This window comes from Pseudomonas sp. JV414 (genome assembly GCF_032424305.1).
Taxonomy (GTDB): domain Bacteria; phylum Pseudomonadota; class Gammaproteobacteria; order Pseudomonadales; family Pseudomonadaceae; genus Aquipseudomonas; species Aquipseudomonas lini.
In genome coordinates this window covers 344,079-368,153 of sequence record NZ_VYKC01000003.1, presented here as the reverse complement: position 1 = coordinate 368,153, position 24,075 = coordinate 344,079, and the positions used below count along the sequence as shown (strand labels likewise).

The following is a 24,075-nucleotide window of genomic DNA, read 5'->3' as shown; positions in this document are numbered from 1 at the left end:
CTATCAAGCAACGGAGATGGAGTGAAACCGGGTGATGGAAAACGCATCCAGCGGCGTCTTTGACGCGCCGCTACAGATGATTTCGGTGAGCGCCTGGCCCACCGCAGGCCCGATCTGAAAACCCGCGCCGGCAAAGCCGAACGCGTGCAACAGACCGGGTTGAGTGCTGCTGTGGCCGATCACCGGTTGGCGATCGGGCAGATAACCTTCGGTGCCGCTCCAGGTGCGAATCGCCTGGGCGCCCTCAAGAAACGGGTAGAGTTCGACGGCCTGGCGCAGGATCTCGATGACGGCGTTCTGACCAGGTCGGGCGCGGGCGTTATCGAGGGCAAAGCCCTGGCCGCCGCCCAACACACAATTGCCGCGAGCGACCTGACGGGCATAGATGCCACCGCCCTCGACGCCGGTGCTGGCGTTCATCACCAGCGGCAACGGTTCGGTGACCAGCATTGCCGGGTGACCGGCGTGCATTGGCACCGCTTCGCCGAATTGCGCAGCGAGCTTTCCGGCCCAGGCGCCAGCGCAATTCAGCAGCCAGGGAGAGTGCAGATCGAGACCGGTTTGAGTGCTGACGCGAAAGCGCTGACCGTCATGCTCCACTGCGGTCACTGCGCATTGTTCATGGATTTGCGCACCGTGCCGACGCGCGGCCTGCGCGAAGGCCGGAGACACCAGTCGCGGGTTGGCGTGGCCGTCGTCCGGGCACAACGAGGCACCGACCGCGACCTCTCCGACCCACGGAAAACGTGCGCGCAACTCATTGCGGTCGAGTACCTGCAAATCGAGGCCGAACCCCTGGCTGCTGGCGGCGTAATCCTGCAAGGCGTGCAGGTCGTTGAGGCTGCGGGCGAGTTTCAGGTGACCGCTGCGCTGGTACTCGCCGTTGATGCCGATCAACTGCGGCAGTTGCCCCCAGATCTCGTGAGCCCGTTGTGACAGCGGTAATTGCGACAGCGGTCGGCCCTGACGCCGCACGCCGCCGTAGTTCACGCCGCTGGAGTGAGAACCGCAAAAGTCCCGCTCCAGCAACGCGACGCGACGACCGGCTTTGCTCAGAAACAGGGCGGCGGAAGCCCCGACAATGCCGCCGCCAATGATGACTGCATCGACTTCGATCATGGCTCGACCTCCAGACCGAACGGCAGGGGTTTGATCGGCGCCTGCGCCCGCAACCGGCCGATGTCGGACACCGCGCGCTGGCTTTCGCAGGCAATGATTTCCGCTGCGGCAGCGCCACACATCCGTCCCTGGCAGCGACCCATGCCGACCCGGCAATGGGCCTTGACCCGGTTGATCTCCCAATGGCCTTCGCGCACCACCTGACGGATGTCGCCGACGCGCACTTCTTCGCAGCGACAGATCATCAGGTTATCCGGGGCGTCAGCGGCCCAGCTTTCGGGAAAGATGAAGGCGCGCTCCAGGCCTTGGCGGAATCTGCCGATAGTGTTCAGCGACTGTTCCAGCTGAGTGGCTCGCTGTGGCGGGATCAGGTAACCGATGTCTTCGAGTAACGCCAGGGCTGCCCGTTCACCGGCCATTTCAGCCGCGTCGGCACCCATGATGCCGGCGCCGTCACCGGCCAGGTACACCTCGGCGATGCTGCTGCGACCGGCGCGGTCGCGCTGCGGCAGCCAGGCACGGTTGAGCGGGTTCCAGGTGAATTCGCAACCCAGCAGGTCGGCGAGTTGGGTTTCACTGCGCAGACCGTGAGCGAAGGCTACGGCGTCGCATTCGATTTGATGTTCGCTTGCTGCGTTATGCCAGTTCAGCGATTGCACGCGGTGTTCGCCATCGATGCGTTTCAAGGTGGCGCCCTGATGTACCGGGATGCCGTGGGCGGTTAGCCAGGTGCGGTAATAAATGCCTTTGGCCAGCGTGGAGGGTTGCGACAGCAGGCCGGGCAGGGCACGGGCCTGAGCGCTGAAGGGCGAGCTGTCGAGCACAGCGATCACGTCGGCGCCGGCGTTGGCGTATTGGTACGCCACCAGATACAGCAACGGTCCGCTGCCGGCGAACACCACGCGTTCACCGATGGCACAGCCTTGAAACTTCAAGGCAATCTGCGCCGCGCCGAGGCTGTATGCCCCCGGCAACGTCCAGCCTGGCACGGGCAAAATCCGGTCGGTGGCACCCGTGGCGACAATCACCCGGGAGAATTCCAGTCGGGCGGCGCGGCCCTCATGCAAGGTGTCGAGCGCGCCAGCCTCCGCGTTCCACACCAGCGTGTCGGGGCGGTAATCGAGTTGCTCGCGCAGTTCGTCGATTGTCTGATGCAGTGCCTTGGCCTTGCGTGCTTCGAAGCCATACAGCTTGACTGCCGAACGTTTGAAATTCGCCGGTTGACGCCGATAAATCTGCCCGCCACCGCGTGCGGCTTCGTCCAGCAGGACAGGGCGCACGCCATGAGCCACCAGCGTCTGCGCGGCACGAATCCCGGCGGGGCCTGCGCCAATGATGACTACGGACTTCATACCCACCCCCTATGTGATCGACGCCCCAATCCTGTGGGAGCGGGCTTGCCCGCGATGACGGCGGCACATTCAACATCGGTGGTGGCTGACAGTCCGCTATCGCGGGCAAGCCCGCTCCCACAGGGGATCGGGTTTCTGCAGGGAGAATTCGTGTTCATACCGATCGCCCCGGTTCGCGGCTGATGTGTTGTCCGGCTTCAAGCAGCGTTGAGCAGGCGCGCACCCGGCGGCCATCGCCCAGGCGTACCCAGCAATCCTGGCAGGCGCCCATCATGCAGAAACCGGCGCGGGGTTCGGCGCTGAAATCGCTGCCGCGCAGGTGTTCGCTGCAGGTCAGTACGGCGGTCAGCAGGGTATCGCCGAGCAAGCCACTGGCCGGCTTGCCGTCGAGGGTAAAGTCCAGGGCCGGGCGGTCGCCTTCGGCCAGTCGTTTCAGCAGAGCCATGGCGCCCTCATTGTTTACCCACCAGAACCCGATCCAGGCCGTAGACCCGATCGAGCAGAATCATCGTCAGCGCGGTCAGCGCAATCACCAGTGCCGACACCGCCGCCATCATTGGATCGATGGATTCGGTGGCGTACACGTACATACGCACCGGCAGCGTTTGCGTGGCTGGCGAGGTGACGAAGATCGACAACGTGACCTCATCGAAACTGTTGATGAACGCCAGCAGCCAGCCACCGGCGACCCCTGGCAAAATCATCGGCAAGGTGATTTGCCGGAACAGCGTGAAGCGTCCGGCGCCCAGGGATTGCGCGGCGTGTTCGGCGCTGCGGTCCAGACCGATGGCCGAGGCCAACACCAGGCGCAACACATACGGCGTGATCACCAGCACATGGGCGAAGATCAGCCAGGCGAAGCTGCCGTTGACGCCCATCAGTGCAAACAATCGCAGCAACGCGACGCCCAGCACTAGGTGCGGAATGATGATCGGCGACAGGAACAGCCCATTGAAAAAGTCCCGTCCGGGGAATTCGAAGCGCGTGATCGCCAGGGCTGCCGGCACCGCGATCAGGGTCGCCAGGGTGGCGGCGCAGAACGCCAGGATCAGGCTGTTGTAGAACGCATCGACAAAGTCCGCGCGCTCGAACACGGCGCGGAACCAGCGCAGGGAAAACTCCGTGGTCGGCAGGCTCAGGGTGTTTTCCGAGGTGAAGGCGACAAGGCACACCACCACCAGCGGCGCGAGCATGAACAGCACCACCAGGGTATGGAACAGCAGGGCGAAAGGACCGTTTCTGGACATGACGAGTTATCCCAATGACTTCTTGTAGCGGCCTTCGATCATCCGGTTCCACGACAGCATGATCAGCAGGTTGAGCAACAGCAGCGCGACGGCGATGGCCGCGCCCATCGGCCAGTTGAGCTCCGACAGGTACTGGTCGTAGATCAGCGTGGCGACCATCTTTATCCGGCGTCCGCCGAGCAGTCCGGGAATCGCAAATGAACTGGCCGCGAGGCCGAACACGATCAAGGTGCCGGAGAGCACGCCGGGCATGATTTGCGGCAGTACCACTTTGCGCATCACGGTGAGGTGGCTGGCGCCCAGTGACAGCGCGGCCTGTTCGGCAGCCGGGTCGAGTTTTTGCAGCGAGGTCCAGACCGGAATGATCATGAACGGCAGCATCACGTGAACCAGCGCAATCACCACCGCGAACGGCGTGTAGAGCAATTTCATCGGCGAACCACCGAAGGCTTGCAGCGTCTGGTTGACCAGGCCGTCGGCACCGAGCAACAGGCTCCAGCCGAAGGCGCGCACCACCACCGAAATCAGCAACGGCGTGAGGATCAGAATCAGGAAGATCGAGCGCCACGGCGCGCCCATGCGGCTGAGGATGTAGGCTTCGGGCACACCGATCACCACGCAAAGCAGGGTGGTCAGGGCGCTGATCCAGAACGTGCGTAGAAAGATTTCGTAGAAGTACGGATCGCCCAGCAGGCTGCTGTAGTGATCGAGGGTGTAGGCGTCGCTGTTGATCCCCGAGCTGTAGTCGAAGACGTTGAACGACAGCACCAGCGTCAGCAGCAACGGGATCACCAGCAGACCAAAGTACAACGCCAGGGCCGGTGCGGATAACCAGTAGCCCTGACGTCCCTGGCGGATGACGGCAAGCGTACTCATGCCGATACCTCGTCGACACTCAGCACCCGCAGCAATGTTGCATCCCAATCGAGACCGACCGCCGTGCCTTCGATCAAGGGCGCCGAACCGTCGTTGCGGCGCACCACGCTGAGTTCGCCCAACGATGTCGATACGCCGTACAGCCATTGGCTGCCCAGGAAAAAGCGGCTGACGATCTTGCCTGGCAGACGGCCCAGGCCTTTATCCAGCAAGTCGATTTTTTCCGGGCGCAGGCTCAGGGTCAGTTCGCCGTCGCCACGGTTGCAGACCTGCACAACACCAGCGCTGTCTCGCTCACCGGGCAGCAGATTGGCCTTGCCGACGAAGCCGGAAATGAACTCGGTGCGCGGGTGTTCGTAGAGGGTGTAAGGCGCGTCGATCTGAGTGATGCGTCCGGCCTGCATCACCACCACCCGGTCGCTGATCGACAGCGCTTCGGACTGATCATGGGTGACCATCAGTGTGGTGATGCCGACTTCACGCTGGATGCGGCGGATTTCGAACTGCATCTCTTCGCGCAGATTGGCGTCGAGGTTGGACAGCGGTTCGTCGAGCAGCAACACCGGCGGCTCGATCACCAACGCCCGGGCCAGCGCAACCCGTTGGCGCTGGCCGCCGGAAAGCTCCCGTGGATAACGCTCGGCGTGTTGGTTCAGACGTACCAGTTTCAGCACCCGATCCGCCCGTTGCTGCAACTCGCCGTTGGGCACTTTGCGCATGCGCAGGCCGAAGGCGACGTTGTCTTGCACGGTCATGTGCGGGAACAGCGCGTAACTCTGGAACACCACGCCCAGACCACGACTGGCGGGTTTGGCGTGGGTGATGTCGCGACCGTCCAGCACAATGCGCCCGCTGCTGACTTCGACGAAGCCGGCAATCATTTGCAGGGTGGTGGTTTTGCCGCAGCCGGAGGGGCCGAGCAAGGAGACGAACTCGCCTTTTTCCACCGAAAGGTTGGTGGCGACGACCGCGTCGATTTCGCCGTAACGTTTGCCGAGGTTTTCAAGTTGCACGAAGGCCATGACTGCGCTCCACCTGAGATTGTTATGCGTCGCCAAAGGCGCGCTTTTTTGTATGGGCAGATACGAAAAGGATGTTGCCGGGGTGCGTTGGCGCTCGACTTCTGTCGGCTGCCGCTGTTGTTCGAATCGCCCCTGATGGACGCAGAGTAGGACGAAGAATAGGATGGGCTCAATGGCCTATTTCACTGAAGCGATGACTATTTTCAGTTTCATTCAGTGAGTAAATTTATTGTCGAGAAATCACATGCCTGATTCCATTGAGCGGAATGAAAACAAAAATGAAGTCGGCGTCGGTGCCGTCTCGAGGCTATTTGCGGTGCTACGCAGCCTGGGGGATACCGTCGAAGGCGGAGAGCGCGTGACGCAACTGGCGCAACGCATTGGTTTGTCGCAACCGACCACCCACCGCTTGCTGCGCAGCCTGATGGACGAGGGCATGGTCGAGCAGGACGCGCGCAGCAAACGCTATCGCCTGAGCCTGGAGTTTTTTGCCTTGGCGGCCCGCGCCGGCAACACCGGCAACTTGCGCGAACTGGCGCGGCCGGCGTTGCTGCGGCTGTCGGCATCGTTGGGGGATTCGTTGTTTTTACTGGCACGCAGCGGCTTCGATGCGATCTGTCTGGACCGCAGTGAAGGGCCGTTTCCGATCCGCACGTTCACCGGTGATATCGGCGGGCGGGTGGCGCTGGGTGTGGGGCAGGGCAGCCTGGCGATTCTGGCATTTCTGCCAGAAGAGGAACGCGACACGGTGATTCATTACAACTTGCCACGGCTCAAGGATTTTCACCTGTACGACGAAGTGTTCCTGCGCTCGGAAGTCGAGAATGTGCGCACCCTCGGTTACGCCGGGCGCAATACCGGCGTATTGCAAGGCATGGCCGGGGTGGCGGTGCCGATCCTCGACCGCGAAGGTCGGGCGGTGGCGGCGCTGAGTGTGGCCACGGTCAGCGATCGCCTGGGGCCGGATCGCTTGCCGACGGTGGTGGAGATGCTCAAGCGTGAAGCCGCGCTGATCGGGCCGCGGATCAATCCGTTCGACCCGCTGTTGCGAAGGCCTTCGCAAGTGTTTGGGCAGGGGTGACCACAATCTCAGGCCTCCACAAATCCCCTGTGGGAGCGGGCTTGCTCGCGAAAACGGTGTGTCAGTCGACATAAACGTTGAATGTTAAACGGTCTTCGCGAGCAAGCCCGCTCCCACATTCGGTTGGTGTTGTCTCCGCTTCCTGAGATCAAAATTTCAGCGTCTGTTTGAGCATCTGCGCCGCCGGTGTATCACTCGGGCTGACCATCGCATAGTTGTACCCGGCCCCCGACCAGTACTCGGCCTGCAATTCACCATCGCTACGACTACCGCGAGGCAGCAGGGTGTTTTTCGGCCCGGGTGGACGGACGTAGAAGCTGACTTTATGGCCGCTCTGATCCTCGTACACCACCATCGCCGCCGGCCCTTGTTCGGTGCTGAGCAACCGCCCGCTGATGGGTGTGTATCCGGCAGCGGTCAGGTTCGGCAGACGATGGGCCTGGCTGAAATACCGATCGAGCCAGCCCTGCATATCGCCGTCATCGCTGACTGTGTAATCCGCCGGCAGGATGCCTTGCTGGGCAATCAGCCGGTAGGCCTGCATCGCATCGGTCATCGGCAACGGGGCGCGGACCAGGGTCATTTCCCGTGCCTGCCAACCGCTCAAACCGCCGACGCTGACCGCGATCAGCAACACCGCCGCGCTGGCCAGATGACGGCGCGACTGGTGTTTGACTCGCTGGCGGATCATTGCCGGGTCGAGTTCCGGGTTGGCCGGTTGCTGCAAGGCGCCGCTCAGGGCCGCGCGCAATTGTTGGGCATCGTGTTGCCAGGCGCGTACTTGCGCGGCCACTTCGGTGTTGTTGGCCAGATAAGTCTCCACCCGATGTCGGTCGGTATCGCTGAGTTGGTGATCGACGTAGGCGTGCAGGTCACGTTCGCTGGGAGGCATGGTGATCATTTGAGTCTCCGCAGAGAAGGGTGGGTGATTTCGCCGTCGCTGAGCTGGCGCAAGGCCTGGCGTGCGCGGGACAGGCGCGACATCACGGTGCCGATGGGGACGTCGAGAATCTCGGCGACCTCCTTATAGCTCAAGCCTTCCACCGACACCCAGAGCAACAGTGCGCGCTGTTCGGTGCTGAGTTGATCGAAGGCTTGCAGGGTCGATTGGGCGATCACCGTGCGTTCTGCCGAAGGTTGCGCATCATCACGGCCGGTAAAGAATTCGAGCATCCGCGCATAACGCCGGGAACGGCGATGAGCGTCGAGAAACTGCCGATAAAGGATCGAAAACAGCCAGGCACGCAAGTCGCCCTCGGGACGTTTGTCGCCCCAACTCGACAGCGCGCGCTCAAGGCAGGCCTGCACCAGATCATCGGCGCTGCTGGGGTTGCGCGTGAGCGATACGGCGAAACGCCGCAGCCTGGGAATGACTTCCCTGAGTTGTTCGTCGATATCGTTCATGAAGTTCTGACCAGTCACTACGCTGTGGTGAGTGTTCAGGAAGACGCCCGGCATTGGAGGTTATTCCACGCCTGGAAAAATAAACACCGGGCGATGGAATAAACCCTGGCGCGGTTCGTCTGCCTGATTCTTCTCACTTGTGGCCGATGGCCCTGGAGTCATTCATGGTAGATCGCTCATCACCGCCAACGGGGCCTGGCCGGCCACCGCTGAGTGCCGCGAGCCTGACGTTGCGCCTGACCGGCATTGCCGTGGTGGTCGCCGCGCTGGCCGGGGCTTTTGCCTATGTCAACGGCACACTCGACCCACAGCGCCTGACGCCGAAAGACTTGGTCAATGTGCTGGAGAAAAACAACGGCGTGCACCCGGGATTCCGTCGTAACCACGCCAAAGGCGTGTGCGTGATCGGGCATTTCGAGAGCAGTAGTCAGGCGCGCGAGTATTCCAGCGCCCAAGTGTTCAGCGAAGCGCGGACCCCGGTGGTCGGGCGTTTCGCGCTGCCTGCCGGCAATCCTTACGCGCCGGACAACAGCGTGCCGATCCGCAGCCTGGCGTTGCGTTTTACCCAGGCAAACGGTCAGCAGTGGCGCACCGGGATGAACAGTATGCCGGTATTCCCGGTGGGCACGCCCGAGGCGTTCTATCAGTTGCAACAAGCACAGTCACCGGATCCGGCTACCGGAAAACCGAACCCGGCGGCTGTGCCAGCGTTCTTTGCGGCGCACCCCGAAGCCGTGCCGTTTCTGACGTGGGTCAAGACCGCCAAACCGTCGGCCAGCTACGCGACGGAAACCTATAACAGCGTCAACGCGTTTTACCTGGTGAACGCAGTCGGTCAGCGGCAAGCGGTGCGTTGGAGCATGACGCCAGTGGCTCAGGACGCGGCAGGTGCAACGGCCCCCGAGGGCGGTGATTTCCTCGAGAAAGATCTGGTACAGCGCTTGTCCGCCGGCCCGTTGCGTTGGCAGTTGAACATCACCCTGGCGAACCCCGAGGATTCGGTCAACGACGCGAGCAAGGCCTGGCCCGTCGATCGAAAAGTGCTGAACGCCGGCACGTTGGTGCTCGAAAGTACTCAGCCGCAACTCAATGGCGAGTGCCGTGACATCAACTACGACCCACTGATATTGCCCAGCGGTATCGAAGGCTCCGACGACCCGCTGCTTGCCGCTCGCTCAGCGGGTTACGCCCGTTCCTACCTGCGTCGCACCAGCGAAGTGAAGCAGTTACCCAACGCCAAACAGGAGTCTCGACAATGAGCGCTCAACCGAACCATTTCGCGCCATTGGCGCGGCTGCTGCACTGGCTGATGGCGCTGATGATCATCTCTATGCTGTTTATCGGCGCGGGCATGGCGGCCTCGGTGTCCGAGCGTCATGAGTGGCTGATCCATTTGCATAAACCTTTGGGCGTTGCGATTCTGTTGCTGGTGATCGTGCGCCTGGCCGTGCGTTTTTCGACCCGACAACCACCGCTGCCGGCGGACCTGCCGGGTTGGCAAGCGCTCGCGGCCAAGGCTTCGCATATCTTGTTGTACGCCTTGATGCTGATTTTGCCGCTGCTGGGCTGGGCGATGATTTCGGCGGCTGGCGACCCGGTGATGCTCAGTAGTTCATTGCAGTTGCCTTCGATCTTGCCGGCAAATGCGCAGGTGTTTGCGTTCCTGCGCAAGGCGCATGGGTATCTGGCGTATCTGCTGTTCCTGACCGTGCTGCTGCATTTGGCGGCGGCGTTGTTTCACGGTTGGGTGCGTCGGGATAATGTGCTGAACAGCATGCTGCGGGGTAAGGATCGCGGGTGATCCCAACAGCTGCAGCCAAATTCTGCGGATGTACACGGTCAATGTAGGAGCTGCCGCAGGCTGCGATCTTTTGATCTTGGCGCCGTAAGACCGCGAAGATCAAGATCAAAAGATCGCAGCCTGCGGCAGCTCCTACGCGTCAGTGTGAAGCTGCTTCCACAGATCGGTCCTTCGTGGCCAACGTCATCCACCAATAAATCAGCGCCACGGCATTGATCCCCGCACCCAGCCAACACACTCCAATCCATCCCGCCCAGGCGTACATCGCCGTCGAACCGATGGAACCCAAGGCGCTGCCGATCGAATAGAACAGCATGTAGCCGGCGGTGAGTCGGCTTTGCGCTTCGGGACGCACGCTGTAGATCATGCTCTGGCTGGTAACGTGAACGGCTTGCAAACCCAGATCCAGCGTAATCACCCCGAGCAGCAGCGCCCATAACGAGGATTGGGTGAGTGCGATGGGTAACCATGAGGCGAGCATCAGCAGCAACGACAGTCCACTGGTCCATTGCCCCAGACCGCGATCGGCCAGATGCCCGGCGCGAGCGGCGGCCAGCGCACCGGCGGCTCCGGCCAGGCCGAACAGTCCGATTTCGGTGTGGGAAAGTGAAAGCGGCGGGGCACTCAGCGGCAGTACCAAGGGTGTCCACAGCACCATGGCGCTGGCGAAGGTCAGCAGGGCGAGCATGGCCCGTTGACGCAATACCGGTTCTTCCTTGATCAACGTGAATACCGAACCGATCAACGCGGCGTAAGCGCTTTCCGGTCGCGCCTCTTCGTGCTTGGGCAGCACACGAAACAACAGCAGCGCCATCAGCAGGGTCAACCCGGCGGACAACAGATAAATCGAACGCCAACCGGCCAGATCGGCCATGCCGCCCGCCACCGTTCGTGCCAACAGAATGCCGACGACAATGCCGCTGGTAATCACGCCCACCACACGTCCACGTTGCGCCGGGATGGCCAGGGTCGCGGCGTAGGCCACCAGGACTTGCGTCACGACCGCCAGCAATCCGGTCAGCGCCATGCCGAGCAACAGCCAGATGCTGTTCGATGCTAACGCGATCATCAACAAGGCCAGTGCTGAAAGCAGAGTTTGCACGACGATCAGCCGGCGGCGGTTGAGCAGATCCCCTAGCGGAACCAGCAACAACAGACCCACGCCATAACCGATCTGGGTAAGGGTGACGACGATACCGATGGTTGCCGGATCCATGGCGAAGGCTTCGGCCATGGCATCGAGCAGCGGTTGTGCGTAATACACATTGCCGACGGCCAGGCCGCAGGCGACGGCAAATAGCAGCACCACTGCGCCGCTTAACGGGTGGTCAGGTTTCATCACAGGCTTCCTTGTGTGGTTTCAAAATAAAACCAGTTGTACGGTAGGGAGTCTGGTTTTATATTGCAACCACATTTGTTGCCGGCGGACGCGGTCATGGTTAAACGTACAAGCATGGAAGGCGCCGAATGCCCGGTTGCCCGTTCACTGGATGCGATTGGTGATTGGTGGTCGTTATTGATCGTGCGCGATGCGTTCGATGGCCTGCGGCGATTCGGTGAGTTCCAGCGCAATCTGGGTATGGCCAAAAACATTCTCTCGGCACGTCTGCGTACGTTGGTGGCTCACGGTATTTTCGATTTGGTGCCTGCGTCGGACGGCAGCGCGTATCAGGAATACGTGCTGACGGAGAAGGGCAAGGGTCTGTTCCCGTTGATCATCGGATTGCGGCAGTGGGGCGAGGCGTTTTTCTATGAGGCGGGGGAGGCGCATTCGCGGGTTGTCGATCGTGAGAACGGTCGACCGGTGCGGGCTCTGGAATTGCGTGCCGAGGATGGGCGCTTGTTGGGGCCGGAGGATTGTGTGCGGATTGCTGCCGAGTGAAACGTCAAAAGATCGCAGCCTTCGGCAGCTCCTACAGGCGTACTCAAAACCCTGTAGGAGCTGGCGAAGCCTGCGATCTTTTGATCTTAAATAATCAACGCAAGGTATCGACCATGTCGGCGATGGTTGTCAGCACGTCCTTGCCCAACTGCTTCGAGCGTTTGCCGGACCAGCCGGTCAGCGGGTTCGGTGCGTCGTTGTGGTCTTTGAAGGGCATCTCCAGGGTCAGCGACAGGCAGTCGAACTTCTGACCGACGCTGTTGCAGGCCAGGGTCATGTTCGCTTTGCCAGGCTCGTCGCGGGTGTAGCCGTGTTTGGTCTGGAAGTCTTTGGTTTGATGTTTCAGATGACTGCGGAAATGTTCTTCGAGTTTTTCGATCCGCGACGTATAGCCCGGGTTACCTTCGCAACCGGCGGTGAACACGTGGGGGATTTCTTCATCGCCATGGATGTCGAGGAACAGGTCGACGCCATACTTTTCCATCTGCTGCTGAACGAACAGCACTTCCGGGCTGACTTCCTGGCTGGCGCTCTGCCACGCACGATTCAGGTCCTGGCCCATGGCGTTGGTGCGCAAATGACCGTGGAAGGCGCCGTCCGGGTTCATGTTCGGCACCAGGTACAGGTCGGCACTGGCCAGGAGTTTTTTCAGCACCGGGTCGTCGTGTTTTTCCAGGCGCTCGATCACGCCTTCCATGAACCATTCAGCCATGTGTTCGCCGGGGTGTTGCTGGGCGATGATCCAGACCTTGCGCTGACCTTCGGCACCCGTACCTTTGCGCAGTAACTGGATGTCGCGACCTTCAACGCTCTTGCCGGTGGCCAGCAGTTCTGTACCGGCTTTGGTCAGTGCCTGTTCGATCAGCCAGTCATGCCGGCCTCGGCTGTAGGGTTCGAAGTAGGCGAACCAGGCATGAGTGGCAGTGGCTTCGAGGCTGAAACGCAGGCAGTCGCCTTCGAAAATGGTCGGCACCCGGAACCAGTTGACGTGGTCATAGGACGCCACCGCCTGATAGCCATCCCAGGCTTTGTTGTACGAGGATTTACTGGCGTTGTTCAGGCGAAACCAATGCTCCTGTCCGACGTGCAGACCGCTGGCCTTGAAGTGGAACCACTGGAAATGCTGGCTGCGAGTGTCTGGCTTGATCGCCAGCAGCGCTTGCAAAGGATTGCTGATGTCCAGCACTTCGATGTTGCCACTGTCGAAGTTCGCGTTGATGTCGAAAGAAGATCTAGCCACGGCCATAATCAATTCCTGAATATGATTTTTATGGCTGCTACTTTACACGCAAGGAAGGGAGAAACCGGGGGAAATTGCGAGGGTGAGAATGGGGGGCGTCCTCCTTGACGCCGACGCAGCTTAGAGACTGTGCGAGTGATTCTCAAGTGCTATTTTGCGTTAGTTTGGCCCAATGCTACCGGGCCTCTCTTGCCAACAGACATTCTTTTGATATCATCCGCGCCAATCGAATTTGCAGCACCGACAGACTTCATTAGCCTGAAGCCAAAGCCAGAATAACTGGCAAAAAAAGACCCGGCAAAAAGCCGGGTCAAAAACCGTGATTAGCCTGATGAGGAGATAGTCCAGGAGACCGACCTAAGGTCCCTTGGGCCATCGACTGATCTCGCGATCAGTTGATGCAATAATAATCATTATCATTTGCAAGTCAAATGTTTTTATCTGCGCGATTGGAAAATTTTTCCTGTCTTCCTCCAAAGCGCTTCCTCGTCAATCGTTCTGATTGCCCTCCAGGGACCTGTCGACCATCGCCTTGGCCATGTCGATCATGTGCACCGTCGAAAACGCCAGATCCCGGCTTGCGCCCTGCAGCTGGTTGGCTGACTCATGCGCGGTGGCGGCAGCACAGCGCAACAGATCCGAAGCATGGACCAGTGCCTCTTCGCTGCTGATGTTACGGTTCACATCGAAGAAACGTTCTTCGCTGGCCTCTTCTGACACAGCTGGTTTCAAGTAATAGTCCAGCGCCCGCTGCGCGGCGGCAGAGCCTTTTGGCGAGTTGAGCGTAGTGTCGAATTGGGTGTCGGGCAGGGTAATGCTGGGGATGGTCATGACGATGGCAAGCTCCGTGATAGATTCAAATCCGTGAGCCCAGCTTAGTACTTACTGTATTTGTATCTTGGATTTAAATACTACAATTTGTGTTTTGTTGGTCGGAGTACCCCACGTATCGTGCCGCACATGGATAAATGGATTGAATTGGTCAAGGCCAAAATGAGTGAACTCAAAGTCACTCAAGAGATACTCGCCGAGCGCATCGGAATGTCCCAGGGCGGCGTCGGCCATTGGCTGAATAAACGTCGTCAGCCCCGCATCCAAGAGATGAACCGTGTCTTGCAGGCGCTGGGGATGGACTATCTGGAAGTCGCGATGGTGATCAGGGAACCGCAGATCTCACAGGATGAAGAGATCTCTCTGGCGCAAAAGTACAACCCGTACTTTCGCTACCCGGTCAGTGACTGGCGGGAAACCGGGGAGGTGCGCGACGGGGAGTTATTGACCTACGGAGCTTCATCGGCTGTCAGCAAACCGCGCTTCGAGCTGTCCGATTACCACGCACAGGGCGCGGCGTTCTGGCTGGTGGTGGTCGGCGATGCGATGACCGCGCCCACGGGTGTGAGCATTGCCGCGGACATGTTGATTCTGGTGGACCCGGCCATCGTGCCGGAGCCTGGCAAACTGGTGATCGCCCAATGGCCCGGCAGCGCCGAGGCGGTTTTTCGCAAACTGATCGAAGAGGGCGGGCAGCGTTATCTGGTCCCGCTCAATCCGACCTATCCGAAAGCCCTTTACACCGAAGAATGCCGAATCATCGGCGTGGTGGTTCAGGCGACTGCCAAATTCTAATCAGATCGGTCCTCGCAAAGCGTAGGACCGATCTTCATTTCACGCGTGTTCCAACTCCACCAAGGCACTGCCTTCGCTGACCATCTCGCCTTCCTGGCAATACAACGCCTTGATAATCCCCGCGTGGGGCGCGCGAATGCTGTGCTCCATTTTCATCGCTTCCAGCACCACCAATTGCGCCCCGGCGTCGACCGTTTGCCCGGCCTCCACCAGCACTCGCACGATGCTGCCGTTCATGGGGGCGGTGAGGCCGCCTTGATGGCTGTGACTGGCTTCGACAGCGCTGATCGGGTCGTAGGCCTCGATGCGGCGCAGCTCACCGTCCCATTGCAGATACAGCGTATCGCCACGGCGGATGGCCCGATGCTGGCGGCGCAAGCCGTTGTGTTCGGTCAGCAGGTATTCACCCTTGAGCTGGGCGGTATGAGCGTCGGCATCGCCCAGGGTCAGCGCCCGGTCTTGCCCTTCGCAACTCAAATGCAGGGTGATTTCTGTCGGCAGTCCGGCACGGAATCCGTTGCTGATACCCCAAGGCGAACTCAGGTCATCAGCGCGGGTCGTGCTCGGCTGGCTCTGGGCAAATGCCTGCGCGGCCGCTTGCCAGAATTCATCGCTGAGGTCTGAAGGTGCTGGCAGCAGTTGTTCCTGATAACGCGGAATAAAACCGGTATCCAGCTCCGCCGCGGCAAATGCAGGGTGGCCGATGATCCGGCGCAGGAAGTTGATGTTGGTTTTCAGGCCGCCAATGGCAAACTCATCAAGCATACTCAGCAACCGCAGCCGCGCCTGCTCACGGTCTTCGCCCCAGGCAATCAGCTTGCCGAGCATCGGGTCGTAGAACGGCGAAATCTCGTCGCCTTCTTCGACGCCACTGTCCACGCGACGCCCCGGTCCTTCGGCGGATTCGCGGTACAACGCCAGACGCCCGGTGGCCGGCAGGAAATCATGGCCCGGGTCTTCGGCGTACAGCCGCACTTCGATCGCATGGCCGATCAGCGGCACCTGGTCTTGAGTCATTGGCAGCGCTTCACCGCGAGCCACGCGAATCTGCCAGGCCACCAGGTCGAGGCCGGTGATGGCTTCGGTGACCGGGTGTTCAACTTGCAAGCGCGTGTTCATCTCCATGAAGAAGAACTCACCGCGCGCATCCAGCAGAAACTCCACGGTGCCGGCACCGACGTAACCGATGGCCTGGGCCGAGCGCACAGCGGCTTCACCCATGGCCCGACGCAATTCCGGGCTCAGGCCCGGAGCCGGCGCTTCTTCGACGACTTTCTGATGCCGGCGCTGAATCGAGCAATCACGTTCGTTGAGGTACAGGCAGTTGCCATGCTGGTCGGCGAATACCTGGATTTCCACGTGGCGTGGTTTGAGCAGGTATTTTTCCACCAACATTCGCGAATCGCCGAACGAGGACAGCGCTTCACGTTGTGCCGAGGCCAGGGCTTCGGCCAGTTGGCTGACATCCTCGACCACTTTCATGCCTTTACCGCCACCGCCCGCCGTGGCTTTGAGCAGCACCGGATAACCGATGCGTTCGCAGGCGTCGCGGAAGGTGTCGAGGTCCTGAGCTTCGCCGTGATAGCCGGGCACCAGTGGCACGCCGGCGGTTTCCATCAAGGCTTTGGCCGCGGACTTGCTGCCCATGGCGTCAATGGCCGAGGCAGGCGGGCCGAGAAAGATCAGGCCGGCCGCTTCGATCGCTCGGGCGAACCCGGCGTTTTCCGAGAGAAAACCATAACCGGGATGAATCGCCTGAGCGCCGCTGGCTTTCGCGGCAGCGATTAGTTTGTCGATTTGTAGGTAACTGTCGGCGGCTTTGCTGCCGCCCAGGTCGACGCGGATATCGGCTTCGCGGCTGTGCCGGGCGTCACGGTCGGTGGCGCTGTGCACGGCCACGGTGGTCAGGCCCAGAGCCTTGGCGGTGCGCATCACTCGGCAAGCGATTTCGCCGCGGTTGGCCACCAGCAAGGTGGTGAGAACAGGTGCGCTCATCAACGCGGCTCCTTGAGGGTGGTTTCGGCTTGCCAGTTCGGAGGACGTTTTTGCAGGAAGGCGCGCAGGCCTTCCTGGCCTTCGGGACTGACGCGGATTCGGGCGATGGCGTTCTCGGTGTAGCGCCGCAGCGCCGGGGTCAGCGCGCCGTGGCCGACCTCACGCAGCAAATCCTTGCTGGCGCGCATGGCCGCCGGACTGTTGAGCAGCAGGTTGTCGATCCACTGATCGACTTTCTGCTCCAGTTCAGCCATCGGGTAGCTTTCCGACAACAAGCCGATTTCCCGAGCCCGTTGCCCGCCGAAACGTTCGGCGGTCAAGGCATAGCGCCGTGCCGCGCGTTCGCCGATGGCTTGCACCACGAACGGGCTGATGACCGCCGGCGCCAGGCCGATGCGCACTTCCGACAGGCAGAACTGTGCGTCGTCGGCGCCGATGGCCATGTCGCAGCAGCTGATCAGGCCCAGCGCGCCACCATAGGCCGCGCCTTGCACCACCGCCACGGTCGGGATTTTCAGCTTGGCGAGGTTGTACATCAACTCCGCCAGTTCCCGGGCGTCGTCGAGGTTGGTGTGGTAATCGAGTTCGGCCGATTGCTGCATCCAGGCCAGATCGGCACCGGCGCTGAAATGCTTGCCGCGCCCACGGATCAGCAGAAAACGCAGGCTGGCATCGCTCGACACTTTGTCCAGCGCGAGGATCAGTTCGCGGATCATTTCGGCGTTGAAGGCGTTGTTCTTTTCTTCACGGCTGAGCCACAAGGTCGCAAAACCCCTTGGATCGGTCAGCAGTTCGAGGGTATTGAAGTCGCTCATATTCATCCGTCTCCACAACTCTATTCTGTAGGAGCGAGGCTTGCCCGCGAAGGAAGCGCCGCGGTGTACCTGTTGCACCGCGTCATGCCTGTTCGCGGGCAAGCCTCGCTCCTACAAGGTCGGATTACATCCGGAACACGCCGAAGCGGCTCGGTTCGATTGGCGCATTCAGCGACGCCGACAAGGCCAGGGCCAACACGTCGCGGGTCTGCGCCGGGTCGATAACGCCGTCGTCCCACAGTCGAGCGCTGGAATAATAGGGATGCCCCTGTTCTTCGTATTGATCGAGGATCGGTTGCTTGATCTCGGCTTCCTGCTCGGCGCTGAAACCATGACCACCGCGCTCGGCTTGCTCACGCTTGACCTGCACCAGCACGCCCGCCGCCTGTTCGGCTCCCATCACGCCAATCCGTGCGTTCGGCCACATCCACAGGAAGCGTGGATCGTAGGCCCGACCGCACATGCCGTAGTTACCGGCGCCGAAGCTGCCGCCGATGATCACGGTGAATTTCGGCACCTTGGCACAGGCCACGGCGGTCACCAGTTTCGCACCGTGTTTGGCAATGCCGCCGGCTTCGTATTTCTGGCCGACCATGAAGCCGGTAATGTTTTGCAGAAATAGCAATGGAATGCCGCGCTGGCAGGCCAGTTCGATAAAGTGCGCGCCTTTCTGCGCGGCTTCGGCGAAGAGGATGCCGTTGTTGGCGAGGATCGCGATCGGGTAACCGTGCAGGTGGGCAAAGCCGCACACCAATGTCGTGCCGAACAATGCCTTGAATTCATCGAACACCGAGCCGTCCACCAGGCGCGCGATCACTTCGCGCACGTCGAATGGTTGCTTGGCATCTGCCGACACCACGCCGTACAACTCATCACTGCTGTACAGCGGCGCGATCGGCGTGTGTTGTTGCAGTTCACCGAGCTTGCGCCAATTGAGGTTCGCGACGCTGCGCCGGGCCAAGGCGAGGGCGTGTTCATCGCTCTCGGCGTAATGGTCGGCGACGCCGGAAATCTTGCAGTGCACATCGGCCCCGCCGAGGTCTTCGGCGCTGACCACTTCACCCGTTGCGGCCTTCACCAGCGGTGGGCCGGCGAGGAAAATCGTTGCCTGCTGACGAACCATGATCGCTTCGTCAGCCATGGCCGGCACGTAGGCGCCACCGGCGGTGCAGGAGCCCATGACCACCGCAATCTGCGGAATGCCCATGGCGCTCATGTTGGCCTGATTGAAGAAGATCCGCCCGAAGTGTTCGCGGTCGGGGAACACTTCATCCTGACGCGGCAAGTTGGCACCGCCGGAGTCCACCAGATAGATGCAGGGCAGGCGATTCTGTTGGGCGATGGTTTGCGCGCGCAGGTGTTTTTTCACGGTCAGCGGGTAATACGAGCCACCTTTCACGGTGGCATCGTTGGCGACGATCATGCATTCGACGCCTTCCACCCGACCGATTCCGGCAATCACACCAGCGGCGGGAACGTCTTCGCCGTACACCGCGTAGGCCGCCAGTTGGCTGATTTCGAGAAATGGCGAACCCGGATCGAGCAGACGATTGATCCGTTCACGCGGCAGCAGTTTGCCCCGCGATGTATGCCGTTCTTGAGCCTTCGGGCCGCCACCTTGCTGCACTTTCGCGAGCAGGGTGTGTAGGGCGTCGACCTGTTTGAGCATCGCCGCGCTGTTGGCCGCGAACTCCGCCGAACGGGGATTGAGCTGGGTATGCAGGATAGCCATGTGCAGCTCCGTTTAGCGGGTTTCGTTGAACAGTTCGCGACCGATGAGCATGCGACGGATCTCACTGGTGCCGGCGCCGATTTCGTACAGCTTGGCATCACGCAGCAGACGACCAGCCGGGAATTCGTTGATGTAGCCGTTACCGCCGAGAATCTGGATCGCGTCGAGGGCCATTCGGGTCGCGCATTCGGCGCTATAGAGGATGACTCCGGCGGCGTCCTTGCGCGCGGTTTCGCCGCGCTCGCAGGCTTGGGCCACCGCATAGAGGTAGGCGCGGCTGGCATTGAGTTGGGTGTACATGTCGGCGACTTTGCCCTGGATCAGCTGGAATTCGCCGATGCTCTGGCCGAACTGTTTGCGGTCGTGGATGTACGGAACGATCAGGTCCATGCAGGCCTGCATGATCCCGGTCGGGCCGCCGGAAAGCACCACGCGCTCGTAGTCGAGGCCACTCATCAGCACTTTCACACCGCCGTTAAGTACGCCGAGGATGTTTTCTTCCGGGACTTCGACGTCATCGAAGAACAGCTCGCAGGTGTTCGAACCGCGCATGCCGAGCTTGTCAAACTTGCTGCTGCGGCTGAAGCCTTTCCAGTCGCGTTCGACGATGAACGCGGTGATGCCATGCGGGCCTTTTTCCAGGTCGGTCTTGGCGTAGATCACGTAGGTGTTGGCGTCGGGGCCGTTGGTGATCCAGGTCTTGCTGCCGTTGAGCACGTAGTGATCGCCGCGTTTGTCGGCGCGCAGTTTCATCGAGACCACGTCGGAGCCGGCATTCGGTTCGCTCATGGCTAAGGCACCGATGTGCTCGCCGCTGATCAGCTTCGGCAGGTATTTGCTTTTCTGTTCGTGAGTGCCGTTGCGATTGATCTGGTTGACGCACAGGTTGGAGTGAGCGCCGTAAGACAAAGCGACCGAGGCCGAACCACGGCTGATTTCTTCCATGATGACCACGTGGGCCAGGTAACCCAGGCCAGCACCGCCGTACTCTTCCGGCACGGTAACGCCCAGCAGGCCCATGTCGCCGAATTTGCGCCACAGATCAGCCGGGAACAGGTTGTCGATGTCGATCTGAGCGGCGCGCGGGGCGATCTCTTTGGCGACGAAGGACTGAACCTGATCGCGCAGCATGTCGATGGTTTCACCGAGGGCAAAGTTCAGGGATGGGTAGCTCATGGGGCACCTTTTGGCTTTTTTGTAGGGTGGGGAGGGCAGTGATTCGGCTCTCACCTTTACGTTAACGTAAGCCTGTGATGAATGGCTGTCAATCACCCTTTACGTTAACGTCAACTTGAGCGAGAGTAGAGCCAGTTCAAGATTGAAAAGCGGACCAACCCTGTGGGAGCGACCCGTGGCGAGGGGGCTTGCCCCCGTTGGGCTGCGAAGCGGCCCCAAAATTTCCGATGTACCGAAGATCTTGTGAGTGCTACGCACTCAAACGGGGGCAAGCCCCCTCGCCACGGGTCGCTCCCACAGGTGACCGTCGGCAGCCCATTAAAAAAGACAATAGGGGTCGTCATGGATCAACCCAGTGCAAGCCCGCAGCGCAGCTATACCCGTGGTTCCCAGGACAAAGCCTTGCTGGCGATGACCATCGGTCAGGCGTTCGATACCACGGTCGCGCAATACCCGAACGGGGAGGCGCTGGTCGTGCGCCATCAACAGATGCGCTACACCTGGAAGCAGCTGTCAGAGACCGTCGACCTGCACGCCAGAGCGTTGTTGGCGTTGGGTTTGCAAACCGGTGACCGGCTCGGCATCTGGGCACCGAATTGTGCCCAGTGGTGCATCAGCCAGTTCGCCAGCGCGAGAATCGGCGTGATCCTGGTCAACATCAATCCGGCTTACCGCAGTTCCGAACTCGAATACGTGTTGAAGCAGTCCGGTTGCCAATGGCTGGTCTGTGCCGGGGCTTTCAAGACCTCCGACTATCACGCCATGTTGCAAGGATTGGTACCGGAACTGGCGGAGCAATCCATTGGCCAGTTGCAGAGCGAACGCCTGCCGGAACTGCGCGGGGTGATCAGCCTGGATGCGCAGCCGCCATCGGGGTTCCTGCCGTGGTCGCAGCTGACCGATCTGGCGGCCAGCGTGTCGGTCGAGCAATTGCGCGAGCGTCAGGACAGCCTGCATTTCGACCAAGCGGTAAACATCCAGTACACCTCCGGCACCACCGGTTTCCCCAAGGGCGCGACCCTCAGCCACTACAACATTCTCAACAACGGTTACATGGTCGGCGAAAGCCTCGGGCTGACCCCCGATGATCGGCTGGTGATTCCGGTGCCGCTGTATCACTGCTTCGGCATGGTCATGGGCAATCTTGGCTGCGTCACCCACGGCAGCACCATGATTTACCCCAATGACGCCTTCGATCCATTGCTGACGCTGAGCACCGTCGCCGAAGAAAAAGCCACCGCGCTTTACGGCGTGCCGACCATGTTCATCGCCATGCTCGATCAGCCCAAGCGCGCCGAGTTTGATTTGTCGAGCCTGCGCACCGGGATCATGGCCGGGGCGACCTGTCCGATCGAGGTGATGCGCCGGGTTATCAGCGAAATGCATATGAGCGAAGTGCAGATTGCCTACGGCATGACGGAAACCAGCCCCGTGTCTTTGCAGACCGGTCCGTCAGACGAACTGGAATTGCGTGTCACCACCGTTGGCCGTACTCAGCCGCAACTGGAAAGCAAAATCATCGACGAGGCGGGCAATCTGGTACCGCGCGGCACCATCGGCGAGCTGTGTACTCGAGGCTACAGCGTGATGCTCGGCTACTGGAATAACCCGCAAGGCACCGCCGAGGCTATCGATGAGGCGGGCTGGATGCATACCGGTGATCTGGCGAGCATGAACGACGAAGGCTACGTGTGCATCGCCGGGCGTAACAAGGACATGATCATCCGCGGCGGAGAGAATGTTTACCCAAGGGAGCTGGAAGAGTTCTTCTTCACCCACCCGGCGGTAGCCGACGTGCAGGTGATCGGCATTCCTTGCTCCCGCTACGGCGAAGAGATCGTTGCCTGGATCAAATTCCACCCCGGCCACAGCGCCACCGAGCAGGAACTGCAAGCCTGGTGCAAGGAGCGCATCGCGCACTTCAAGACGCCGCGTTACTTCAAGTTCGTCGAGGAGTTTCCGATGACGGTGACGGGGAAGATTCAGAAGTTTCGGATGCGTGAGATCAGTATCGAGGAGCTGCGCATCAACAAGGACTGACACATAACCAATGTGGGAGCGGGCTTGCTCGCGAAAGCGGTGGATCAGTCACCATTAGTATCGACTGACACACCGCATTCGCGAGCAAGCCCGCTCCCACATTTGGATCGCGAAAAACCGGAAGGCAAGAAAGCACAAAGGGGAGCCGAAGCTCCCCTTTAATTTTGTCGTACGTGCTCTTTTTTTATTATTGAGGGGCGGTCTGTTGTTGTTTTTGGTAACCGTGGCCCTTTACCGCTGTTTTTGTCGATCCCCATCCGGGATCAAGAGCAAACGTATTTTTTTGAGCGCTGATCTACTTTTTCGCTAAGCGATCCAACCAGTTCGGGAGCTACCTGAAGGTAGTTTTATTGTTCTCTGCCCGGTTGCGGGTTACTTCGAAAAGCACCCTGTAAAGCACATCTTCTCCAAAAAAATCTGTTAGCTGCGTCTCTGCCGTGTTGTTCTTGTTATGTCAGAGTCGTTACGTCTTATTTTTATTGGTTTGCAGTTTTTATTCTTGTTATGCCATAGAGATAGCAGAAGCCGTGCCAACTTTTAAAAATCCTTTAAATTCAATGCTTTGAGTTTTTAGTGGGATTTTTCATTCGGTCCAAACCCGACAATTTGTTTCCGTGTTACTCGTTTCCGCCCACGTTTCAGAACACGCGGTAACACCCGGACACATCCACGCTGTCACTGTGCGCTGCGGGCCTTGGCCACGCGCGAACCGGTAGGACGCCCCAGCACTGCGCAAATCTGTTGGCCGGCCCGAATCAAGGCGTCCAGGTCGATTCCGGTCTCGATGCCCAGGCCGTTGAGCAGGTAAACCACGTCTTCGGTCGCGACATTACCGCTGGCGCCCTTGGCGTACGGGCAACCGCCAAGGCCGGCGATGGAGCTGTCGAACACCGCAATGCCTTCCAGCAGGCTGGCGTAGATGTTGGCCATGGCCTGGCCATAGGTGTCGTGAAAGTGCCCGGCCAGTTTTTCCCGTGGCACATCGGCTGACACCACTTCGAACATCTTGCGGGTCGCGCCAGCGGTGCCGGTGCCGATAGTGTCTCCCAGCGAAACCTCGTAGCAGCCCATCGCATAGAGCTCGCGAGCGACCCGGGCGACTTGTTCAGGTGCGATGTCACCTTCATAAGGGCAGCCCAGCACGCAGGACACGTAACCGCGCACGCTGACACCGTGTTGTTTGGCGGCATCCATGATCGGCACGAAGCGCTCCAGGCTCTCGCTGATCGAGCAATTGATGTTGCGCTGGGAAAACGATTCGGACGCTGCGGCGAACACGGCGACTTCCTTGACCCCGGCGGCAATGGCATCTTCAAAGCCCCGCAGGTTGGGGGCGAGGGCGCCATAGGTCACGCCCGGCTTGCGCTGGATCTGCGCGAAGACCTCGGCGGAACCGGCCATTTGCGGCACCCATTTGGGCGAGACGAAACTGCCGACTTCTATATAACCCAGGCCTGCGGCGGTCAGCGCGTCGACCAGTTGCACCTTGTCTGCAACGCTGATGGGCTGGGCTTCGTTTTGCAGACCGTCGCGAGGGCCGACTTCGACCAGGCGTACGTGGGTGGGTAGGGACATGGGAATCGACCTGTGCTGATTGTCTGAATGCTGAGAGAACCTGTGGGAGCGGGCTTGCCCGCGATGGCGGTGGGTCAGTCAGCATCAATGTT

Annotated in this window: 22 protein-coding genes; 6 read left to right on the top strand and 16 right to left on the bottom strand. The window is 60.5% G+C overall.

The genetic code is table 11. From position 1 onward, the window contains the following. Positions 1-3: 3 nt before the first annotated feature. The 6 genes from F6R97_RS06430 to F6R97_RS06405 all read right to left on the bottom strand — a co-directional run bounded on the left by F6R97_RS06430 (position 4) and on the right by F6R97_RS06405 (position 5,616). Positions 4-1,119 carry an NAD(P)/FAD-dependent oxidoreductase gene (locus F6R97_RS06430; protein WP_050683229.1) on the bottom strand — a complete coding sequence of 372 codons (1,116 nt, stop codon included), beginning with the start codon at positions 1,117-1,119 and terminating at the stop codon, positions 4-6. After that, entirely contained in the window at positions 1,116-2,471 is a 1,356-nt protein-coding gene (locus F6R97_RS06425; protein ID WP_315866264.1) for an NAD(P)/FAD-dependent oxidoreductase, read from the bottom strand. The genes F6R97_RS06430 and F6R97_RS06425 overlap by 4 nt, the downstream gene beginning before the upstream one ends. A 154-nt stretch (positions 2,472-2,625) precedes the next feature. Next, the gene (locus F6R97_RS06420; protein WP_048396853.1) at positions 2,626-2,916 is read right to left on the bottom strand and encodes a (2Fe-2S)-binding protein; all 291 of its coding nucleotides are present in this window, start codon (positions 2,914-2,916) and stop codon (positions 2,626-2,628) included. 7 nt (positions 2,917-2,923) lie between these two features. After that, on the bottom strand, positions 2,924-3,718 hold the full coding sequence (locus tag F6R97_RS06415) for an ABC transporter permease (protein WP_315866263.1): 795 nt from the start codon (positions 3,716-3,718) through the stop codon (positions 2,924-2,926). Positions 3,719-3,724: 6 nt separating this feature from the next. Beyond that, the gene (locus F6R97_RS06410; protein ID WP_038982429.1) at positions 3,725-4,594 is read right to left on the bottom strand and encodes an ABC transporter permease; all 870 of its coding nucleotides are present in this window, start codon (positions 4,592-4,594) and stop codon (positions 3,725-3,727) included. Then, entirely contained in the window at positions 4,591-5,616 is a 1,026-nt protein-coding gene (locus tag F6R97_RS06405) for an ABC transporter ATP-binding protein (protein WP_048396864.1), read from the bottom strand. Before F6R97_RS06405 ends, F6R97_RS06410 begins: the two co-directional genes overlap by 4 nt. A gap of 244 nt (positions 5,617-5,860) precedes the next feature. On the opposite strand from F6R97_RS06405, the gene F6R97_RS06400 reads away from it, so the two are divergent. Beyond that, positions 5,861-6,697: an IclR family transcriptional regulator gene (locus F6R97_RS06400; protein ID WP_007896916.1), complete on the top strand. Its 837-nt coding sequence runs from the start codon at positions 5,861-5,863 to the stop codon at positions 6,695-6,697. 148 nt (positions 6,698-6,845) lie between these two features. Here the strand turns inward: F6R97_RS06400 and F6R97_RS06395 are convergent, their stop codons facing one another. Further along, positions 6,846-7,598 (bottom strand): anti-sigma factor, encoded by a 753-nt coding sequence (locus F6R97_RS06395; protein WP_315866262.1) that lies wholly within the window; start codon positions 7,596-7,598, stop codon positions 6,846-6,848. Continuing rightward, positions 7,595-8,101: an RNA polymerase sigma factor gene (locus tag F6R97_RS06390; protein ID WP_048396953.1), complete on the bottom strand. Its 507-nt coding sequence runs from the start codon at positions 8,099-8,101 to the stop codon at positions 7,595-7,597. Before F6R97_RS06390 ends, F6R97_RS06395 begins: the two co-directional genes overlap by 4 nt. 164 nt (positions 8,102-8,265) lie before the next feature. Between F6R97_RS06390 and F6R97_RS06385 the strand changes: the two genes are divergently transcribed. Then, positions 8,266-9,360 (top strand): catalase family peroxidase, encoded by a 1,095-nt coding sequence (locus F6R97_RS06385; RefSeq protein ID WP_315866261.1) that lies wholly within the window; start codon positions 8,266-8,268, stop codon positions 9,358-9,360. Next, entirely contained in the window at positions 9,357-9,902 is a 546-nt protein-coding gene (locus F6R97_RS06380; RefSeq protein WP_038982436.1) for a cytochrome b, read from the top strand. The genes F6R97_RS06385 and F6R97_RS06380 overlap by 4 nt, the downstream gene beginning before the upstream one ends. 139 nt (positions 9,903-10,041) lie before the next feature. Here the strand turns inward: F6R97_RS06380 and F6R97_RS06375 are convergent, their stop codons facing one another. Next, the gene (locus F6R97_RS06375; protein WP_315866260.1) at positions 10,042-11,241 is read right to left on the bottom strand and encodes an MFS transporter; all 1,200 of its coding nucleotides are present in this window, start codon (positions 11,239-11,241) and stop codon (positions 10,042-10,044) included. 96 nt (positions 11,242-11,337) lie between these two features. Between F6R97_RS06375 and F6R97_RS06370 the strand changes: the two genes are divergently transcribed. Continuing rightward, positions 11,338-11,784 (top strand): winged helix-turn-helix transcriptional regulator, encoded by a 447-nt coding sequence (locus tag F6R97_RS06370; RefSeq protein ID WP_048396955.1) that lies wholly within the window; start codon positions 11,338-11,340, stop codon positions 11,782-11,784. 94 nt (positions 11,785-11,878) lie between these two features. Here F6R97_RS06370 and F6R97_RS06365 read toward each other — a convergent pair whose 3' ends face one another. Further along, positions 11,879-13,030: a M14-type cytosolic carboxypeptidase gene (locus F6R97_RS06365; RefSeq protein ID WP_038982442.1), complete on the bottom strand. Its 1,152-nt coding sequence runs from the start codon at positions 13,028-13,030 to the stop codon at positions 11,879-11,881. Between the two features lie 483 nt (positions 13,031-13,513). Then, complete coding sequence (locus tag F6R97_RS06360; protein WP_038982443.1) at positions 13,514-13,855, bottom strand: DUF6124 family protein; 342 nt, start codon at positions 13,853-13,855, stop codon at positions 13,514-13,516. Positions 13,856-13,984: 129 nt separating this feature from the next. Here F6R97_RS06360 and F6R97_RS06355 point away from each other — a divergent pair, with 129 nt between their 5' ends. Continuing rightward, positions 13,985-14,650, top strand: a complete 666-nt coding sequence (locus tag F6R97_RS06355; RefSeq protein WP_030130884.1) for a LexA family protein — start codon at positions 13,985-13,987, stop codon at positions 14,648-14,650. Between the two features lie 39 nt (positions 14,651-14,689). Here F6R97_RS06355 and F6R97_RS06350 read toward each other — a convergent pair whose 3' ends face one another. The 4 genes from F6R97_RS06350 to F6R97_RS06335 form a co-directional block, all read right to left on the bottom strand. Further along, entirely contained in the window at positions 14,690-16,645 is a 1,956-nt protein-coding gene (locus tag F6R97_RS06350; RefSeq protein WP_038982444.1) for an acetyl/propionyl/methylcrotonyl-CoA carboxylase subunit alpha, read from the bottom strand. Next, a complete protein-coding gene (locus F6R97_RS06345) occupies positions 16,645-17,460 on the bottom strand; it encodes a gamma-carboxygeranoyl-CoA hydratase (protein WP_008014289.1) in 816 nt (271 codons plus the stop codon). Before F6R97_RS06345 ends, F6R97_RS06350 begins: the two co-directional genes overlap by 1 nt. A gap of 124 nt (positions 17,461-17,584) precedes the next feature. Continuing rightward, complete coding sequence (locus tag F6R97_RS06340) at positions 17,585-19,192, bottom strand: carboxyl transferase domain-containing protein (protein ID WP_315866259.1); 1,608 nt, start codon at positions 19,190-19,192, stop codon at positions 17,585-17,587. A 12-nt stretch (positions 19,193-19,204) separates the two neighbouring features. Then, positions 19,205-20,368: an isovaleryl-CoA dehydrogenase gene (locus F6R97_RS06335; protein WP_048396880.1), complete on the bottom strand. Its 1,164-nt coding sequence runs from the start codon at positions 20,366-20,368 to the stop codon at positions 19,205-19,207. A gap of 342 nt (positions 20,369-20,710) precedes the next feature. Here F6R97_RS06335 and F6R97_RS06330 point away from each other — a divergent pair, with 342 nt between their 5' ends. Then, positions 20,711-22,408: an AMP-binding protein gene (locus tag F6R97_RS06330; RefSeq protein WP_315866258.1), complete on the top strand. Its 1,698-nt coding sequence runs from the start codon at positions 20,711-20,713 to the stop codon at positions 22,406-22,408. 675 nt (positions 22,409-23,083) lie between these two features. Here F6R97_RS06330 and F6R97_RS06325 read toward each other — a convergent pair. After that, positions 23,084-23,983, bottom strand: coding sequence for a hydroxymethylglutaryl-CoA lyase (locus tag F6R97_RS06325; protein WP_048396882.1), 900 nt, complete (start codon positions 23,981-23,983; stop codon positions 23,084-23,086). Between the last annotated feature and the right edge of the window lie 92 nt (positions 23,984-24,075).

Bases quoted from the DNA above. Each gene is read 5' to 3' on its own strand.
- F6R97_RS06430 (WP_050683229.1), bottom strand. From the start codon at position 1,119: ATGATCGAAGTCGATGCAGTCATCATTGGCGGCGGCATTGTCGGGGCT.
- F6R97_RS06425 (WP_315866264.1), bottom strand. From the start codon at position 2,471: ATGAAGTCCGTAGTCATCATTGGCGCAGGCCCCGCCGGGATTCGTGCC.
- F6R97_RS06420 (WP_048396853.1), bottom strand. From the start codon at position 2,916: ATGGCTCTGCTGAAACGACTGGCCGAAGGCGACCGCCCGGCCCTGGAC.
- F6R97_RS06415 (WP_315866263.1), bottom strand. From the start codon at position 3,718: ATGTCCAGAAACGGTCCTTTCGCCCTGCTGTTCCATACCCTGGTGGTG.
- F6R97_RS06410 (WP_038982429.1), bottom strand. From the start codon at position 4,594: ATGAGTACGCTTGCCGTCATCCGCCAGGGACGTCAGGGCTACTGGTTA.
- F6R97_RS06405 (WP_048396864.1), bottom strand. From the start codon at position 5,616: ATGGCCTTCGTGCAACTTGAAAACCTCGGCAAACGTTACGGCGAAATC.
- F6R97_RS06400 (WP_007896916.1), top strand. From the start codon at position 5,861: ATGCCTGATTCCATTGAGCGGAATGAAAACAAAAATGAAGTCGGCGTC.
- F6R97_RS06395 (WP_315866262.1), bottom strand. From the start codon at position 7,598: ATGATCACCATGCCTCCCAGCGAACGTGACCTGCACGCCTACGTCGAT.
- F6R97_RS06390 (WP_048396953.1), bottom strand. From the start codon at position 8,101: ATGAACGATATCGACGAACAACTCAGGGAAGTCATTCCCAGGCTGCGG.
- F6R97_RS06385 (WP_315866261.1), top strand. From the start codon at position 8,266: ATGGTAGATCGCTCATCACCGCCAACGGGGCCTGGCCGGCCACCGCTG.
- F6R97_RS06380 (WP_038982436.1), top strand. From the start codon at position 9,357: ATGAGCGCTCAACCGAACCATTTCGCGCCATTGGCGCGGCTGCTGCAC.
- F6R97_RS06375 (WP_315866260.1), bottom strand. From the start codon at position 11,241: ATGAAACCTGACCACCCGTTAAGCGGCGCAGTGGTGCTGCTATTTGCC.
- F6R97_RS06370 (WP_048396955.1), top strand. From the start codon at position 11,338: ATGGTTAAACGTACAAGCATGGAAGGCGCCGAATGCCCGGTTGCCCGT.
- F6R97_RS06365 (WP_038982442.1), bottom strand. From the start codon at position 13,030: ATGGCCGTGGCTAGATCTTCTTTCGACATCAACGCGAACTTCGACAGT.
- F6R97_RS06360 (WP_038982443.1), bottom strand. From the start codon at position 13,855: ATGACCATCCCCAGCATTACCCTGCCCGACACCCAATTCGACACTACG.
- F6R97_RS06355 (WP_030130884.1), top strand. From the start codon at position 13,985: ATGGATAAATGGATTGAATTGGTCAAGGCCAAAATGAGTGAACTCAAA.
- F6R97_RS06350 (WP_038982444.1), bottom strand. From the start codon at position 16,645: ATGAGCGCACCTGTTCTCACCACCTTGCTGGTGGCCAACCGCGGCGAA.
- F6R97_RS06345 (WP_008014289.1), bottom strand. From the start codon at position 17,460: ATGAGCGACTTCAATACCCTCGAACTGCTGACCGATCCAAGGGGTTTT.
- F6R97_RS06340 (WP_315866259.1), bottom strand. From the start codon at position 19,192: ATGGCTATCCTGCATACCCAGCTCAATCCCCGTTCGGCGGAGTTCGCG.
- F6R97_RS06335 (WP_048396880.1), bottom strand. From the start codon at position 20,368: ATGAGCTACCCATCCCTGAACTTTGCCCTCGGTGAAACCATCGACATG.
- F6R97_RS06330 (WP_315866258.1), top strand. From the start codon at position 20,711: ATGGATCAACCCAGTGCAAGCCCGCAGCGCAGCTATACCCGTGGTTCC.
- F6R97_RS06325 (WP_048396882.1), bottom strand. From the start codon at position 23,983: ATGTCCCTACCCACCCACGTACGCCTGGTCGAAGTCGGCCCTCGCGAC.